This is a genomic window from Kitasatospora sp. NPDC049258 (genome assembly GCF_040678895.1).
Taxonomy (GTDB): domain Bacteria; phylum Actinomycetota; class Actinomycetes; order Streptomycetales; family Streptomycetaceae; genus Kitasatospora.
In genome coordinates, this window is sequence record NZ_JBFAQT010000010.1 from 139,944 (window position 1) to 154,569 (window position 14,626).

Genomic DNA, 14,626 nt, shown 5'->3' on the forward strand with positions numbered 1-14,626 from the left:
GCACCGATCCTCCGCGCCCTCGTGCCCACTCCCGGGAGTCACCATGTCCAGCGCCCCCCGCCCCACCGACGCGGCCACCGGCGGGTCCTCGGCGAGCTGCGCCGAGGCCGGCGACGGCTTCCACCCGCACCTGCCCGGCGACGCCGCGGGCGCGGGGGCACCGCTGCGCGCCCGGTTGCACCACATCCGCGCCGGCGAGCTGGACGGCGACACCGCGCAGACCGGCGGCATGCGCCGGTTCGCGGCGATCAGCGGCCGCCGGGTGGGTTCGGAGCGGCTCTGGATGGGCCAGACGCACGTGGCCCCGGCGACCGCCTCCTCCGACCACCACCACGGCGAGTCGGAGACCGCGATCCACGTGGTCAGCGGGCACCCGGAGTTCGTCTTCGTCGACGACTCCTCCGGCGAACCCGTCGAGGTGCGGCTGCGCACCGGCCCGGGCGACTACATCTTCGTACCGCCGTTCGTGCCGCACCGCGAGGAGAACCCGGACCCGGCCGAGGAGGCCGTGGTGGTGATCGCCCGCAGCACCCAGGAGGCCGTGGTCGTCAACCTGCCCAGCCTGTACCCCCGCCCCGAGGAGTCCTGACGCACCGGAGCGGGGCTCACCCGCAGCGGGTTCAACTGCGCAGGGCCTGGTCGAGCCGGTGCCGGAGCACCGCCGCCCGGCTGCGGCCGGGGCCGCAACCGGGCAGTTGCCGCACGATCCCGCGCACGGCCGGCGGGGCCTGCTCGATCGCCCGGCGGAGCTCCGCGTCGCCGGCGCCGCCCTCCCCGCCCGCCGCGAACTCCCGGGCGAGCGCCACGTGCACGGCCGGATCGAGGACGTGCCGCACCTGGTGCGCGGTGGCCAACGGGTGGATGTACGGGGTCGCCGCCGCATAGCCCGCGGCACGGGCGGCGGCGGTGGCGGCCGGATCGCCGACCTCGCGTGCCGCGGCCAGGGCGGCGAACGCGACGGACCGGAGCCGCCCGGTCCGCCGCCCCTCGCGCACGAACGTCCGGATGCCCTCGATCGCCTCGCGCGGGCGGGTGTCGGACGGAGCCTCGGCCTCGAACAGCGGCAGCACCCGTTCGGCGCAGTCGGCCGCCCAGAGCCCGAGGAGCCTGCGGTCTTCGTCGCTGATGGTCACGCTGTCCACCCGCACATCCTGCCGCTTCCGGTGCTCCGTGTCAGCACGATCGGCCTCACCGCCGCGGCCCGCGGAACCGGTCGGGTCAGATCTGCGCGGTGATCTCGCCGGCCACCCGGACGCCGGAGGCGACCGCGGCGTCGAGGGTGGCGTTGTCCACGTCGGTGTGCTCGCCGGCGAAGTGGATCCGCCCCTCCTGGACCGCCTCGTAGCCGGCGAACGAGGTGTACTGGCCCGGCTTGTAGTAGTGGTAGGCGCCCAGGTGCCACGGGTCGAGGGACCAGTGGTCCTCGTACGCCCTGCCGTTGTAGGCGGCCGTGGTGCCGGGGTAGACGCGCTCGATCTGGGCGAGGAAGGCCTGTACGTCGGCGGCCGGGGCCGGGCCGTGCGCCGCTCCGGTGAGCCGGTCGCGTGCGCCGTCGCCCCCGGGGAAGTTGACCAGCAGGGCGGGGGCGCCCGCCGCGCCCAGGTCGACCGAGCCGTCCCAGGCGGTCTGGTAGCCGAGCGGCCCGGTGTTGGAGATGCCGTTGTAGCCGAGCGCGGGCCAGGTCTTCCTGGTGAGCTGGGTGACCAGCTTGGCGTTCTGGCCCATCCCCTGCTGCCGGATCGCGGTCAGCTTCAGCGCGGACAGGCCGGCCCGGGAGAGGTCGACGTTGCGCAGCGTGCTGAACGGGAGGGCGAGCACCACGTGGTCGGCCGGGACGGTGACGGTACTGCCGCCGTGGTCGAAGGTGCAGGCGTAGCTGCCGTCGCCGTTGCGGGCCAGCGCGATCAGCTGGTACCCCTGCCGCACGGCGGCGGACGGCAGCCGGCCGACCATGCCGCTGACCAACTGGTCGTTCCCGCCCACCAGATGGTACTTCTCGTCGAACCCGCTGGCGCCGTCGAAGGTGCTGGAGGCGCCCAGGAAGCCGATCATGTTCAACGCCGAGGCCTGCCCGGGTTCACCGCCGGACTGGAGCTGGACGGTCCGGATCAGCTGGCCGAGCCGGGAGTCGGCGGGCAGGCCGATCTCGGCGAGGTAGTCGAGGCAGGACAGCTGGTCCAGCCGGTGCGCCTCGGCGGTGTACTCGTCGTGGCGCGGCGTACCGATGGCCCGGTAGGAGGCGTTGAAGGCGTCGAAGGCCAGCGCGGTCCAGTCGCACTGCTGCTGACTGCCGCCGTACAGCGTGCCGTTGATCCAGGCGGTGTAGTCGCCGGCGTCCAGCGCACCGCCGTTGGCGTACTCACGCCGCAGGCCCAGGCTGTTGGCGAGGGCGAGGACGGCCCGGTCGGTCGAGCTGATGAAGGATCCGCCGTGCTCGCCGACCTGCCCGCCGTCGAAGAAGCCGCGCAGGGACCAGCAGCGGCCGCCGAGGTGGGTGGTGTCCGCCTCGTAGACCGTCGCGGCCACCGGCCGGGCCCGGTTCCACAGCTGGTCGGCGCAGCGCAGCCCCGCGAGGCCCGCGCCGACGATCACCACCCGGGGCGCGGTGGCCGTGCCCGCCGCGGCGGCCCGGGACGGCGCCAGCAGCCCGGCGGGCACGGTGGCGGCGGCGATCGCCCCCGCGCTGCCGAGCACCTGACGCCGGCTCACGGTGCGGGCCGCCCGCTCGGCCCGCTCGCCGGTGACCTCGGCGACCGGCATCCGGCGGCGGCGGGCCTCGCCGAGCACGGAGAAGACCCCGCGCAGTGGATCGGGCAGCCCCGCACGATTCCCGGAGCCGGACGGGGAGCGGGCCGGGCGCAGACGGGTGGGTTCGCGGTCCATGTGATGCCTCGTCTCGGGAGAATCCGGATCAAAGAGGCTCGCGCGGCGGCATGGCGCCCGACGCGTTTCGAGTTGTTCGGGAGTGAAGCGCCCGCGCATCACCGTTGTCAACGGTGTTGCGCAAGATGGCACCGGCCCGCCTCCGGCGCCCGCCCGCCTCAGGCCCCGCGGAGCGCCCCGGCCCGCTGCTCGATCGCGGTGATCAGCGCCTCGACCCTGGCGTGGAAGATCTGGTCGTGCGTCACCTCGGCCAGCTGCTGACCGAGTCGGGTGATGTGCGGGAAGCCCTGGGCGTCCACCGTCCGGTACTCGCGGCTCCACGAGGACTCGTCGGCGGCCCGGACCTCCGGGTCGAAGAGCAGGTACGCGGCCCGCTGGCCGACGTAGGCCAGCAACGAGTCGCCGACCATCCGGTAGTGGACGGCGGCCTCGGCGCCGTCCAGCCCCGCCTCCAGCACGGCGCCGAGGATCAGCTCGACCACCCGGAACTCGTTGCCGCGCCTGGTGGTCCGGCTGGCCATGGCCGAGCTGACGGCCGGGTACTTCAGGGCGACCGCCAGCGAGCCGGCCGCCAGCGCCCGCAGCCGCCCCTTCCAGTCGAGACCGTCCGGGATGCTGTCGAGCACCTCCCCGAGTGTCCGGTCGGCCACCGAGAGGAGCAGCTCGTCCTTGTCCCGGAAGTGCCGGTAGATCGCGGTCGGATCGGTGCCCAGCTCCTCGCCGAGGCGCCGGACGGTGAAGGCGTCCGCACTGCCCCGGGCGGCGATGCGCAGGCTCGCCTCGATGATCGACTCGGGCGTCAGCTGGGCGCCGACACGCTTGGTGCGGGCGGGAGTCACGGGTGGCTTCGACATGGTGCCCCCAGTGTATCGATGCGTGGACGAGTTCGCGCAACACTGTTGACAACGCTGTTGCGCTGCCCTTCACTCCTCCTCAACAACACGCCGTGCGGGCCCGCCCGCCGAGGGGGAGGTTCCGTTGATGGCTCAGGACGCACCGGTGATCGCCGAGGACGCGGCCGCACCGGACGCACCGGCACCGGCCGACACCGTCTTCGTCGGCGGCCGGGTCTTCACCGCCAGCGGCCCGGCGCCGATCGAGGCGGCCGTCGCGGTCGGCGGCGGCCGGATCGTCGCCGTCACCGACGAGGCGTCGGTCCGGCGGCTGGTGGGCCGGGACACCGAGGTGGTCGACCTCGCCGGCGGCCTGCTCGTCCCCGGGTTCCAGGACGCCCACGTCCACCCCGCGGTGGCCGGCGTGCAGCTGCTGCGCTGCGACCTGTCCGCCGAGCGCTCGGTGGACGGCTACCTCGCGGCGGTCGCCGGCTACGCCGAGGCCAACCCCGGGGCGCCGTGGATCTGCGGCGGCGGCTGGTCGATGGACGTCTTCCCCGGTGGCGTCCCGACCCGCGCGATGCTCGACCGGGTGGTGCCCGACCGGCCCGTGCTGCTCACCAACCGGGACGGGCACGGGGCCTGGGTCAACTCGGTGGCGTTGCGGCTCGCGGGGGTCGACCGCGACACCCCCGACCCGGCGGACGGCCGGATCGAGCGGGAGGCGGACGGCAGCCCGGCCGGCACCCTCCAGGAGGGCGCGATGGACCTGGTCGCCGCGCACGTCCCGGTCGCCACCCCCGAGGAGGCGCACGCCGGTCTGCTGGTCGCCCAGCAGCACCTGTTCTCGCTCGGGGTGACCAGCTGGCAGGACGCCATGATCGGCGCGTTCCCCGGCAACCCCGACAACTACCAGGTCTACCTGCGTGCCGCGCAGGACGGCTCGCTGCGCGCCAGGGTGGTCGGCGCGCTCTGGTGGGACCGCGAACGCGGCCTGGAGCAGCTGCCCGAGCTGGAGGAACGCCGCCGCGGCGGCCGGGTCGGCCGGTTCAGCGCCACCACCGTGAAGATCATGCAGGACGGCATCGCGGAGAACTTCACCGCGAGCATGCTGGAGCCGTACCTGGACCGCTGCGGGTGCCCCACCCAGAACTCCGGACTCACCTTCGTCGGGCCGCAGTTGCTCGCCGACGCGGTCTGCGCGCTCGACCGGGCGGGCTTCCAGGTGCACTTCCACGCACTCGGCGACCGGGCCGTCCGCGAGGCGCTCGACGCACTGGCCGCCGCCCGGGCGGCCAACGGCCCGAGCGACAACCGCCACCACCTGGCCCACCTCCAGGTGATCCACCCCGACGACCTCCCGCGCTTCGCGGAGCTGGGCGCCACCGCCAACATCCAGGCGCTGTGGGCCGCGCACGAGCCGCAGATGGACGAGCTGACGATCCCCTTCCTCGGCCCGCAGCGCGCCGCGCTGCAGTACCCGTTCGGCGACCTCCGGCGGGCCGGCGCCCGGCTGGCGGCCGGCAGCGACTGGTCGGTGAGCAGCCCCAACCCGCTCTGGGGCATCCACGTCGCGGTCAACCGGGCCGTACCGGTGGACGCCCCCAACGCCGCCGCCGACCACGAGCCGCGCGCCCCGTTCTACCCGGCCCAGGCCCTGACCCTCGCCGAGGCCCTGACCGCCTACACCGCCGGCAGCGCCTGGGTGAACCACCTGGACGAGGTCACCGGGACGGTGGAGGTCGGCAAGCACGCGGACCTCGTCGTCCTCGACCGCGACCCGTTCGAGCACCCCGCCGAGGAGATCGGCCGAACCCGGGTGCTGCGCACCTACATCGACGGACGAGCGGTCTTCACCGCCACCGCCTGACCACCCCGCACCCCCACGGAGGAACCCCCATGAGACGCCCCCGCAGTCTGCTGGCCGCCGTCACGGCAGCCACCGCCCTCGCCACCGGCGCGTGCGGCGGCACCCCCGCGCACCAGGGCGACGCCAGCGCGGCCGCCTACCGGCTCACCGACAGCACGCCGGCCCCCGCCGGCGGGCTGGACTCCTTCACCTGGTCGCTGTTCGCCGAGCCGACCTCGATCGACTACGCCTACTCCTTCGACTTCCCGCCGAACCAGATCCTCGCCAACGTCTGCGAGAGCCTGCTGCGCTGGAACCCGGACCTGACCACCTCGCCCAACCTGGCCGCCTCGTACGACAATCCCACGCCCACCAGCTGGGTCTACCGGATCCGGCCCGGGGTGCACTTCCACGACGGCACCCCGCTCACCGCCGACGACGTGGTCGCCTCGCTGCGCCGCAACCTCGACCCCGAGGTGGCCGGTGTCTGGAGCACCCCGTACCGCAATGTGCAGTCGATCGACCGGACCGGCCCGATGGAGGTCACCGTCACCCTCAGAACACCGGATTCCACCTTCAACAAGTACCTGGCCGCGAGCCCCGGCACCGTCGAGTCGGCCGCCACCCTGGCCAAGGACGGCAAGGACTACGGCAGCCCGTCGACCGGGGTGAACTGCACCGGACCGTTCTCCTTCGACTCCTGGACCTCCGGCCAGTCGCTGGTCCTCAAGCGGTTCGACGACTACTGGAACCCCGAGCTCAAGGCCAGGTCCGCCGAGGCGAAGTTCGTCTTCCTGTCCGACCCGACCACCCGGGTCAACGCGTTCCGCACCGGAGAGGTCGACGGCGGCTGGATGGTGCCGCCCAGCGCGTACGGGCAGTTGCGGTCCACCCCGGGCGGCTCGCTCTACTTCGGCCGCAACACCACGGTCGCCACCGAGGTGGTCAACAACCTCAAGGGCCCGCTGGGCGACGCCCGGGTGCGTCAGGCCCTGCTGATGGCCGTCGACCGCAAGGGCATCGTCAAGGCCGGGGTCGGCGGCGTCGGCGAGGTGGCCGACTCCCTCGTGACGGCGAACAACTGGGCCGGCGCGCCCGGGGCCGAGGACCTGCTCAAGGCACTGCCGAGCTACCCGTACGACCCCGCCAAGGCCAAGGAGCTCGCCGCCCAGGCCGGGGTGGCCGGCCAGAAGGTGGTGATCGCGACCAGCCCGCTGGACTCCCAGACCGCCATCATCACCCAGGCCGTCGCGCAGGCCGCCACCGCGATCGGGCTGAAGCCGGAGATCGACTCGATCGCCGCGGACAAGTACACCGCGCTGTTCACCGACCCGGCCGCCCGGGAGGGCATCGACCTCTTCCTGACCTTCTGGTACACCTCGATCACCGACCCGCTGGACATGTACGGCTCGCTGCGCACCGGCGCGTTCAGCAACTACGGCGGCTGGTCCGACCCGCGGTTCGACGCGGCCTTCGACCGGGCCGTCGGCGCCTACGACCCGGCCGAGCACGCCGCCGCCACCGGCGCCGCCCAGCAGGTCGCGATGGTCCAGCTGCCCTGGCTGCCGCTGTACACCGAGCCGGTCAGCGTCTTCCTCGGCCGGCGGATCACCGGTGTCCGGCCGTCCATCGCCTACCTGTACTACCCGTGGGCCGCCGAGATCGGCGCCAGGGGATGACGCCGGCCCCCGCCCTGCGGGCGGCCCGGTCGGCGGTGCGCAGGCTGCTGGGCATGGCGGTGACCCTGCTGGTCACCTCGTTCCTGGTGTTCTCCTCGCTCTACCTGGCGCCCGGCGATCCGGCGGCCTTCCTGGTCCGCGGCCGCAGCCCGAGCCCGCAGGAACTCGCCACGATCCGCCAGCAGTACGGCCTGGACGACCCGTTCCCGGTGCGCTACTGGCACTGGCTGGACGGCGTGCTGCACGGCGACTTCGGCCGCTCCTACCTGTTCCACCAGAGCGTCGGTCAGGTGCTCGGCGCCCGGCTGCCGGCCACCCTGCTGCTGGTCGGGGTCGCCACCCTGCTGATCGCGGTGGTGGGCGTCGCCACCGGCGTGGTCGGCGCCCTGCGGCGCGGCACCCGGACCGGCTCCGCGGTGCTGCTGCTGGTGACGGTCGGCGCGGCGGTACCCTCCTTCGTCGCGGCGATCGTGCTGCGCTCGGCCTTCGGGGTGCGCCTCGGCTGGTTCCCCACCATCGGCAACGGCACCGGCGTGCTGGACCGGCTGCACCACGTGGTGCTGCCCGCGATCGCCCTCTCGGTGACCTTCATGGCGCTGGTCACCCGGGTGACCCGCTCGGCGATGCTCGACGAGCTGCGGCGCGAGCACGTGGAGGTCGCGCTGAGCCGCGGACTCCCCCGGCGGGCCGTGATCCGGCGGCACGTGCTGCGCAACGCGCTCGGACCGGTCGTCACCGTCGGCGGGCTGCTGGTCTCGGGGATGCTGGTCAGCACCGCGATCGTGGAGACCGCGTTCGGCATGTCCGGGATCGGCTCGCTGCTGGTCCAGTGCGTGAACGAGCTGGACTTCCAGGTGGTCCAGGCGATCGTGCTGCTGGTGGTGGCCGCCTTCGTCGTCGTCAACACCCTGGTGGACCTGGTCCATCCGCTGATCGACCCGCGCGTGGGCGCGGCGGGAGGAGCCCGATGAGCGCCTCGACATCCCTGCTGGGCCGCCCGCTGGGTGCCCTGCGGCGCCTCGGCGGCGGCCCGCTGACGCGGCTGAGCACGCTGGTGCTGGTCGGCTTCGTCCTGGTCGCGCTGTTCGCGCCCTGGCTGGCCCCGCAGGACCCGGCCTTCGGCGAGCTCGGCGACACCTTCGCCGGCCCCGGCGCCGCGCACTGGCTGGGCACCGACGGCGGCGGCCACGACACCTTCTCGGCCCTGCTGGAGGGCACCCGCACCAGCCTGGCCGGCCCGCTCGCGGTGGTGCTGTTCGCCACCCTCGCCGGTATCGCGGTGGGCCTGTTCACCGCCTGGCGCGGCGGCTGGGTCGACAGCCTGGTCGGCCGGGTGCTGGACATCCTCTTCGCCTTCCCGGCCCTGCTGCTGGCGATCCTCGCCGTCGCCCTGTTCGGCAAGGGGCTGACCGCGCCGGTCCTCGCCATGGCGGTCGCCTACCTGCCGTACACCGCCCGCCTGGTGCGCGGCCTCACCGCCCAGGAGAAGGTCCGGCCGTACATCGCCGCCTACCAGGTCCAGGGCCACGCACCGGTGTTCGTGGCGCTGCGCCGGCTGCTGCCCGGCATCATGCCCACCGTGCTCGCCCAGGCGACGGTCAACTTCGGCTACGCCCTGCTCGACCTCGCCGCCCTGTCGTTCCTCGGGCTGGGCGTCCAACCGCCCACCCCGGACTGGGGCGCCATGATCAACCAGGGGCAGGCGGCCGTGCTGGAGGGGCAGCCGCTGTCCGCGATCGTCCCGGCCGTCGCCGTCGTGCTGGTGGTCGTCGCATTCAACGTCGTCGGGGAGAGCCTCGGCGACCGGCTCGCGGGGAGGGAATCCTGATGCCGCTGCTCGAGTACGAGGACCTGGACGTCGCGCTGCCCGCGATGGCCCGCCCGATCCTGGACGGCGTCCGGCTGGCCGTCGCCGCGGGCGAGGCCGTCGCCCTGGTCGGGGAGTCGGGGTCGGGCAAGTCGGTGACGGCCCGCGCCGCCCTCGGCCTGTTCCCGGCCGGCGCGCGGATCGGCGGCCGGGTCCGGGTCGACGGGGTCGAGCTGGTCGGCGCCGGCGCCGCGAGCCTGCGCGCGGTACGGGCCGGCAAGGCGTCCATGATCTTCCAGGACCCCAGGGCCGGCATCAACCCGGTGCGCCGGATCGGCGACTTCCTCACCGAACAGCTGCGCCTGGTCGGCGGCCGGTCCAAGGCCGAGGCCGGGGCCCGCGCCCTCGAACTGCTCGGCGCCGTCGGCCTGCCCGACCCGCCCCGGCACCTGCGCCAGTACCCGCACCAGCTGTCCGGCGGCATGCTCCAGCGCGTCATGATCGCCGGAGCGCTCACCGCCGACCCGCGCCTGCTGCTCTGCGACGAACCCACCACCGCGCTCGACGTCACCACCCAGGCCGAGATCATGGCCGTCCTGCGCGGGCTGCAGCGCGAGCGCGGCCTCGGCCTGCTGCTGATCACCCATGACCTCGACCTGGCCGCCGCCACCTGCGACCGGATCTACGTGATGTACGCCGGACGGATCGTCGAGACGGGCACCGCCGCCGATCTCCTCGCCGCTCCCCGACACCCCTACACCGCGGGCCTGTTGGGTTCCTCCCCGCCGCTGCGCGGCGAGCCGTCCCGGCTGCTGCCGATCCCCGGCACGCCGATGGGTCTGGCGCAGAGCGCGCCCGGCTGCGCCTTCTTCGACCGCTGCCACCTGGCGCAGGCCGGGCGCTGCGACCAGCGCCCGCCGGCCCTGGCCCCCGCGGGCCCGGGCCTGGTCGCCTGTCACCGGGCGGAGGAGCTCGCCGTCCCACCCGGAACCGTCGCCCGCGCCCCCGAGGAGGACCGTTGAGCGCCGACCCCGTGCGCACAGAGCCCGTGAGCGCCGAACCCACGAGCACCGAACCCACGAGCACCGACCCCGCACCGCTGCTCCAGGTGAGCGGACTGCGCAAGACCTACCCGGCCGGCGGCCGACCCGTCGTCGCCGTCGACGGCCTCTCCTTCGCGCTGCGCCCCGGCGGAGCCCTGGGCATCGTCGGCGAGTCCGGCTCCGGCAAGACCACCACCGCCCGGATGCTGGTCGGCCTGGAACGCCCCGACCAGGGCGAGATCCTGGTCCAGGGCGCCCCGCTCGCCGCCCGCGCCCGCGGCCGGGCGGCCCGGCTGGCCCGCGCCAAGGCCGTCCAGATCGTCTTCCAGGACCCGTACCTCTCGCTCGACGCCCGGCTCGGCATCGGCGTCACCGTGGACGCGGTCCTGCGGCTGCACGGCTCGCTCGACCGGGCGGCCCGGGCCGCCCGGGTCAGGGAACTGCTGGCCCAGGTCGGCCTCGGCGACCGCGAGGCCGCCGCGCTGCCCCGCCAGCTCTCCGGCGGGCAGCGCCAACGCGCCGCCATCGCGCGGGCATTGGCCGCCGAGCCGGCCGTCCTGGTGCTCGACGAGGCGGTGTCGGCCCTGGACGTCTCGGTCCAGGCCCAGGTCCTCAACCTGCTCTGCGACATCCGCCGCGACACCGGCATCGGCCTGGTCTTCGTCAGCCACGACCTGGCGGTGGTCCGCTACGTCTGCGACGACGCCCTGGTGATGTACCGCGGCCGGACGGTGGAGCACCAGCCCGTCGCCGACCTCCTCGCCGCCCCGCGGCACCCCTACACCCGGCTGCTGCTGGCCTCCGTCCCCCACCCCGGCTGGGACCCGGCGGCCATCGGGGCCCGCCGCCGCGACCTGGCGGCCGCCGGGTGAGCTGCCGTCGGGGCTCCGGCTCCGGTCGGAGCCCCGACGGCCGTCAGGGCTCCAGGTGGGTGGGGGCGAACATCCGCAGCAGGGCCGGCAGGACGACCACGCTCGGGCCGGGGGTGGCCAGGGCGGCGGACAGGGCGGCCTGCAGGGTCTGCGGGGTGGCGGCGGTGGCGGGGACGCCGAAGGACTCGGCCAGGCGCAGGAAGTCCGGTCGGGCGAGCTCGGTGCCGGTGGCCGCGCCGAAGGTGTCGTTCATGTACTCGCGCAGGATGCCGTACCCGCCGTCGTCCACGATCAGCCAGGTGACGTCGAGGGCGTGCTGGCGGGCGGTGGCGAGTTCGGCGATCGAGTACATGGCGCCGCCGTCGCCGGAGACGGCGAGGACCGGGCGGCCGGGCCGGGCGGCGGCGGCCCCGAGTGCGGCCGGGTAGCCGTAGCCGAGACCACCGGCGCCCTGGGCGGAGTGCATCGCGCCGGGGCGGCGGGCGTCCCAGGCCGACCAGGCCCAGTAGCCGAGGATCGTCATGTCGAAGAAGGCCGGGGCGTCGTCCGGCAGCGCCGCCCGGACGGCGGCGAGGACCTGCTGCTCCAGCTCCAGGCCCTGGCCGTCGATCCGCTCGCGGACCCGCTTCAGCAGGTCGGCGGCGACCGCCGCGCCACGGCCGCCGCGCTCGGTGCCGGGCTCGGTGCCGGGCTCGGTGCCGGGCGGGTCGTCGGCGAGGGTCTCGGCGAGGGCGGCCAGCGCGCGGCGCGCATCGGCGTGGATGCCGAGCGCGGGGTGGTTGGACTCCAGCTTGCCGAGGTCGGCCTCGATCTGGATCACCCGGCCGCGCGGGCGGAAGGTGTGGTAGTTGCTGGAGAGCTCGCCGAGCCCGGAGCCGACCACCAGCAACACATCGGCGTCGGCGAGGAGTTCGGTGGTGTGCCGGTCCTCCAACCAGGACTGCAGGGACAGCGGGTGCGCCCACGGGAAGGCGCCCTTGGCGCCGAAGGTGCAGGCCACGGGCGCGTCCAGCAGCTCCGCCAGCCGCCGCAGTTCGCCGTCCGCGCCGGCCCGGACCACCCCGCCGCCGGCCAGGATCACCGGGTTGGCGGCCGCGCCAAGCAGCGCCGCCGCCTCGGCGACGAGCTCCGCCCGCGGGTCGAGCGGCCGGGGCTCGACCCGCAGCCCGGTGACTCGGGGCACGGTGGTCGGCGCCAGCAGCACGTCCTGCGGGATCTCCACCCAGACCGGCCCGTACGGCACGGTCAGCGCGGACTCCCAGGCCGCGGCGAGGGCGGAGGGGATCTGCGAGGCGGTGCGCGCGGTGTGCACGGACTTCACCACCTCGCGGAAGCTGGCCTGCTGGTCCACCAGTTCGTGCAGGTAGCCGCGGCGCCGCCCGCCGAGCCCGGCGGACGGGATCTGCGCGGAGACCGCCAGCACGGGCACCGAGGCGGCGGCGGCCTCCTGGAGCGCGGCGAGCGAGGTCAGCGCACCGGGCCCGGTGGACAGCAGGAGCGGGGCCACGGTGCCTGCGGTACGGGCGTAGCCGTCGGCGGCGAAGCCCGCGTTGTTCTCCACCCGGAGGCCGACGTAGCGCAGCCGGGAGCGGCGCAGCGCGTCGAAGAGGCCGAGGGCGTGCTGGCCGGGAAGGCCGAAGACGGTTTCGGCGCCGAGGTCGGCGAGCGACTCGACCACCAGGTCACCGCCGTTGCGGACGTGGTTCACGAGCGCCCCTGCGCGATCTGGCGTGCCATCAGCGTGGTGAGCTCGTAGGCGGTGTGGGAGGCCGCCACGGCGGTGATCTCCGCGTGGTCGTAGGCGGGCGCGACCTCCACCACGTCGGCGGAGACCAGGTGGCAGCCGGCCAGGCCGCGCAGGATCTCCAGCAGCTCGCGGGAGGTGAGGCCGCCCGCCTCGGGGGTGCCGGTGCCGGGCGCGTGCGCCGGGTCGAGCACGTCGATGTCGATCGAGACGTACAGCGGCCGGTCGCCGATCCGCTCGCGCAGCTGCTGGGCCACCTCGTCCACCCCGCGCCGCATCACGTCGGCGGAGGTGACGATGCCGAAGCCGAGCTTCTGGTCGTCGGTCAGGTCCTGCTTGCCGTAGAGGGGGCCGCGGATGCCGACGTGGCTGAGGGCCGAGGTGTCGAGCAGCCCCTCCTCGACGGCGCGGCGGAAGGGGGTGCCGTGGGTGTACTCGGCGCCGAAGTAGGTGTCCCAGGTGTCCAGGTGGGCGTCGAAGTGCAGCAGGGCGACCGGGCCGTGCCGGTCGGCGACCGCGCGCAGCAGCGGCAGGGCGATGGTGTGGTCGCCGCCGAGGGTCACCAGCCGGGCGCCGGTGGCGAGCAGGTCGCGGGCGGCGGCCTCGACGGTGTCGACCGCCTCGTCGATGTCGAAGGGGTTGGCCGCGACGTCCCCGGCGTCGGCGACCTGGGCGAGCGCGAACGGCGCGGCGTCCTGCGCCGGGTTGTACGGCCGCAGCAGCCGGCTGGCCTCGCGGACGGCGTTGCCGCCGAACCGCGCGCCGGGGCGGTAGGACACCCCGGCGTCGAACGGCACGCCGACCACGGCGATGTCGGCGCGGCCCACCTCGTCCAGCCGGGGCAGCCGGGCGAAGGTGGCGGGCCCGGCGTAGCGCGGGACGCGGGAGGAGTCGATCGGCCCGCGCGGTTCGGGGGTGCTGCTCATGAGGGTCCTCGGGGTCTCGGGTGGTCACGGTCGGAGCGGGCGGAGCGGCCCGACCGTCGCGCGGTCGGTGCGCCGCCACCCGACACCGATGATGCCCAACCGGCGCCCGCTCAGCCCGACTTGACCGAACACCGGGCGGCCGGACGAAGGTGCGCCGCCGGCCGCCGCGGGCGTCACCAGGGCACTTCGCCGGCGTCGTCGAAGAACCCGCCGGTCGGCCCGCCGTCGGGCAGGGTCGCGAGCTCGACGGCGATCGCCGCACCCTGTTCGGGGGTGCGCACCCCGCGGAAGCCGTTGAGGTCGGTCGCGACGTAGCCGGGGCAGCCGACGTTGATCAGGATGTTGGTGCCGCGCAGCTCCCGGGCGTACTGGAGGGTGACGGCGTTCAGGAGGGTCTTCGACGGCGCGTACGCCACGGCCACCGGACCTGCCGTCCGCTCGGCAGCTGGTCCGGCCTGCCGGGTGAGGGAGCCGACGCTGCTGGACATGTTGACGATCCGCGGCGCGGCGGAGCGGCGCAGCAGCGGCAGCATCGCGTTGGTGACCCGGATGACGCCGATCACGTTGGTCTCCATGACCGTCCGGATGGTGGCGGGATCGACCCGGGTGGGTTCCTGCGGCCAGCCGCCGGCGATGGCGGCGTTGTTGACGAGCACGTCGAGGCGCCCGAACCGATCCTCGATCAGCCGCGCTGCGGCGGTCGCGCTCGCGTCGTCGGTCACGTCCAGCGGCACGCCGAACGCGTCGACCCCGGCCGCCCGCAGCCGCTCCACCGCCGCCTGACGGCGCCGGGCGTCGCGGGCGCCGACGCCGACACGCCGGCCGAGGGCCCCGAGGCCCGCGGCGATCTCGTAGCCGATCCCCTTGTTCGCGCCGGTGACCAGCGCAATCGTCTTTTCGCTCATGGGAGCCAGCCTGCCCCGGCTCCGCTTCGCGGGTCCAAGACCGATCGGGTGGTCGGCGATACCCCCCGGGTATGGATCCGGAGTA

At 74.7% G+C, this 14,626-nt stretch carries 13 protein-coding genes; 7 read left to right on the forward strand and 6 right to left on the reverse strand.

The features are described from left to right. The first annotated feature begins 43 nt into the window (after positions 1-43). Positions 44-589, forward strand: a complete 546-nt coding sequence (locus tag AB0K43_RS11680) for a cupin domain-containing protein (protein WP_363638417.1) — start codon at positions 44-46, stop codon at positions 587-589. Positions 590-620: 31 nt separating this feature from the next. On the opposite strand, the gene AB0K43_RS11685 is transcribed toward AB0K43_RS11680, so the two are convergent. The 3 genes from AB0K43_RS11685 to AB0K43_RS11695 all read right to left on the reverse strand — a co-directional run bounded on the left by AB0K43_RS11685 (position 621) and on the right by AB0K43_RS11695 (position 3,737). Further along, a complete protein-coding gene (locus AB0K43_RS11685; RefSeq protein WP_363638419.1) occupies positions 621-1,142 on the reverse strand; it encodes a putative immunity protein in 522 nt (173 codons plus the stop codon). Between the two features lie 76 nt (positions 1,143-1,218). Continuing rightward, the gene (locus AB0K43_RS11690; RefSeq protein ID WP_363638421.1) at positions 1,219-2,883 is read right to left on the reverse strand and encodes an NAD(P)/FAD-dependent oxidoreductase; all 1,665 of its coding nucleotides are present in this window, start codon (positions 2,881-2,883) and stop codon (positions 1,219-1,221) included. Positions 2,884-3,041: 158 nt separating this feature from the next. Then, on the reverse strand, positions 3,042-3,737 hold the full coding sequence (locus AB0K43_RS11695) for a helix-turn-helix domain-containing protein (RefSeq protein ID WP_363638423.1): 696 nt from the start codon (positions 3,735-3,737) through the stop codon (positions 3,042-3,044). Positions 3,738-3,864: 127 nt separating this feature from the next. On the opposite strand from AB0K43_RS11695, the gene AB0K43_RS11700 reads away from it, so the two are divergent. Genes AB0K43_RS11700 through AB0K43_RS11725 form a run of 6 tightly spaced genes read left to right on the forward strand, consistent with a single transcriptional unit; the run spans position 3,865 to position 10,966 of the window. After that, the gene (locus AB0K43_RS11700; RefSeq protein ID WP_363638425.1) at positions 3,865-5,586 is read left to right on the forward strand and encodes an amidohydrolase; all 1,722 of its coding nucleotides are present in this window, start codon (positions 3,865-3,867) and stop codon (positions 5,584-5,586) included. Positions 5,587-5,615: 29 nt separating this feature from the next. Beyond that, on the forward strand, positions 5,616-7,244 hold the full coding sequence (locus tag AB0K43_RS11705; RefSeq protein WP_363638427.1) for an ABC transporter substrate-binding protein: 1,629 nt from the start codon (positions 5,616-5,618) through the stop codon (positions 7,242-7,244). Beyond that, positions 7,241-8,215, forward strand: a complete 975-nt coding sequence (locus AB0K43_RS11710; protein ID WP_363638429.1) for an ABC transporter permease — start codon at positions 7,241-7,243, stop codon at positions 8,213-8,215. The genes AB0K43_RS11705 and AB0K43_RS11710 overlap by 4 nt, the downstream gene beginning before the upstream one ends. Next, entirely contained in the window at positions 8,212-9,072 is an 861-nt protein-coding gene (locus AB0K43_RS11715; RefSeq protein ID WP_363638431.1) for an ABC transporter permease, read from the forward strand. The genes AB0K43_RS11710 and AB0K43_RS11715 overlap by 4 nt, the downstream gene beginning before the upstream one ends. Beyond that, positions 9,072-10,073 (forward strand): ABC transporter ATP-binding protein, encoded by a 1,002-nt coding sequence (locus AB0K43_RS11720; protein WP_363638433.1) that lies wholly within the window; start codon positions 9,072-9,074, stop codon positions 10,071-10,073. The genes AB0K43_RS11715 and AB0K43_RS11720 overlap by 1 nt, the downstream gene beginning before the upstream one ends. 26 nt (positions 10,074-10,099) lie before the next feature. Next, on the forward strand, positions 10,100-10,966 hold the full coding sequence (locus AB0K43_RS11725; RefSeq protein ID WP_363638435.1) for an ATP-binding cassette domain-containing protein: 867 nt from the start codon (positions 10,100-10,102) through the stop codon (positions 10,964-10,966). Positions 10,967-11,009: 43 nt separating this feature from the next. On the opposite strand, the gene AB0K43_RS11730 is transcribed toward AB0K43_RS11725, so the two are convergent. From AB0K43_RS11730 to AB0K43_RS11740, 3 genes are all read right to left on the reverse strand, one after another. Continuing rightward, the gene (locus tag AB0K43_RS11730; protein ID WP_363638437.1) at positions 11,010-12,674 is read right to left on the reverse strand and encodes a thiamine pyrophosphate-binding protein; all 1,665 of its coding nucleotides are present in this window, start codon (positions 12,672-12,674) and stop codon (positions 11,010-11,012) included. Then, the gene (gene speB / locus AB0K43_RS11735) at positions 12,671-13,636 is read right to left on the reverse strand and encodes an agmatinase (protein WP_363638439.1); all 966 of its coding nucleotides are present in this window, start codon (positions 13,634-13,636) and stop codon (positions 12,671-12,673) included. Before speB ends, AB0K43_RS11730 begins: the two co-directional genes overlap by 4 nt. 173 nt (positions 13,637-13,809) lie before the next feature. Next, positions 13,810-14,541: an SDR family NAD(P)-dependent oxidoreductase gene (locus tag AB0K43_RS11740; protein ID WP_363638441.1), complete on the reverse strand. Its 732-nt coding sequence runs from the start codon at positions 14,539-14,541 to the stop codon at positions 13,810-13,812. Between the last annotated feature and the right edge of the window lie 85 nt (positions 14,542-14,626).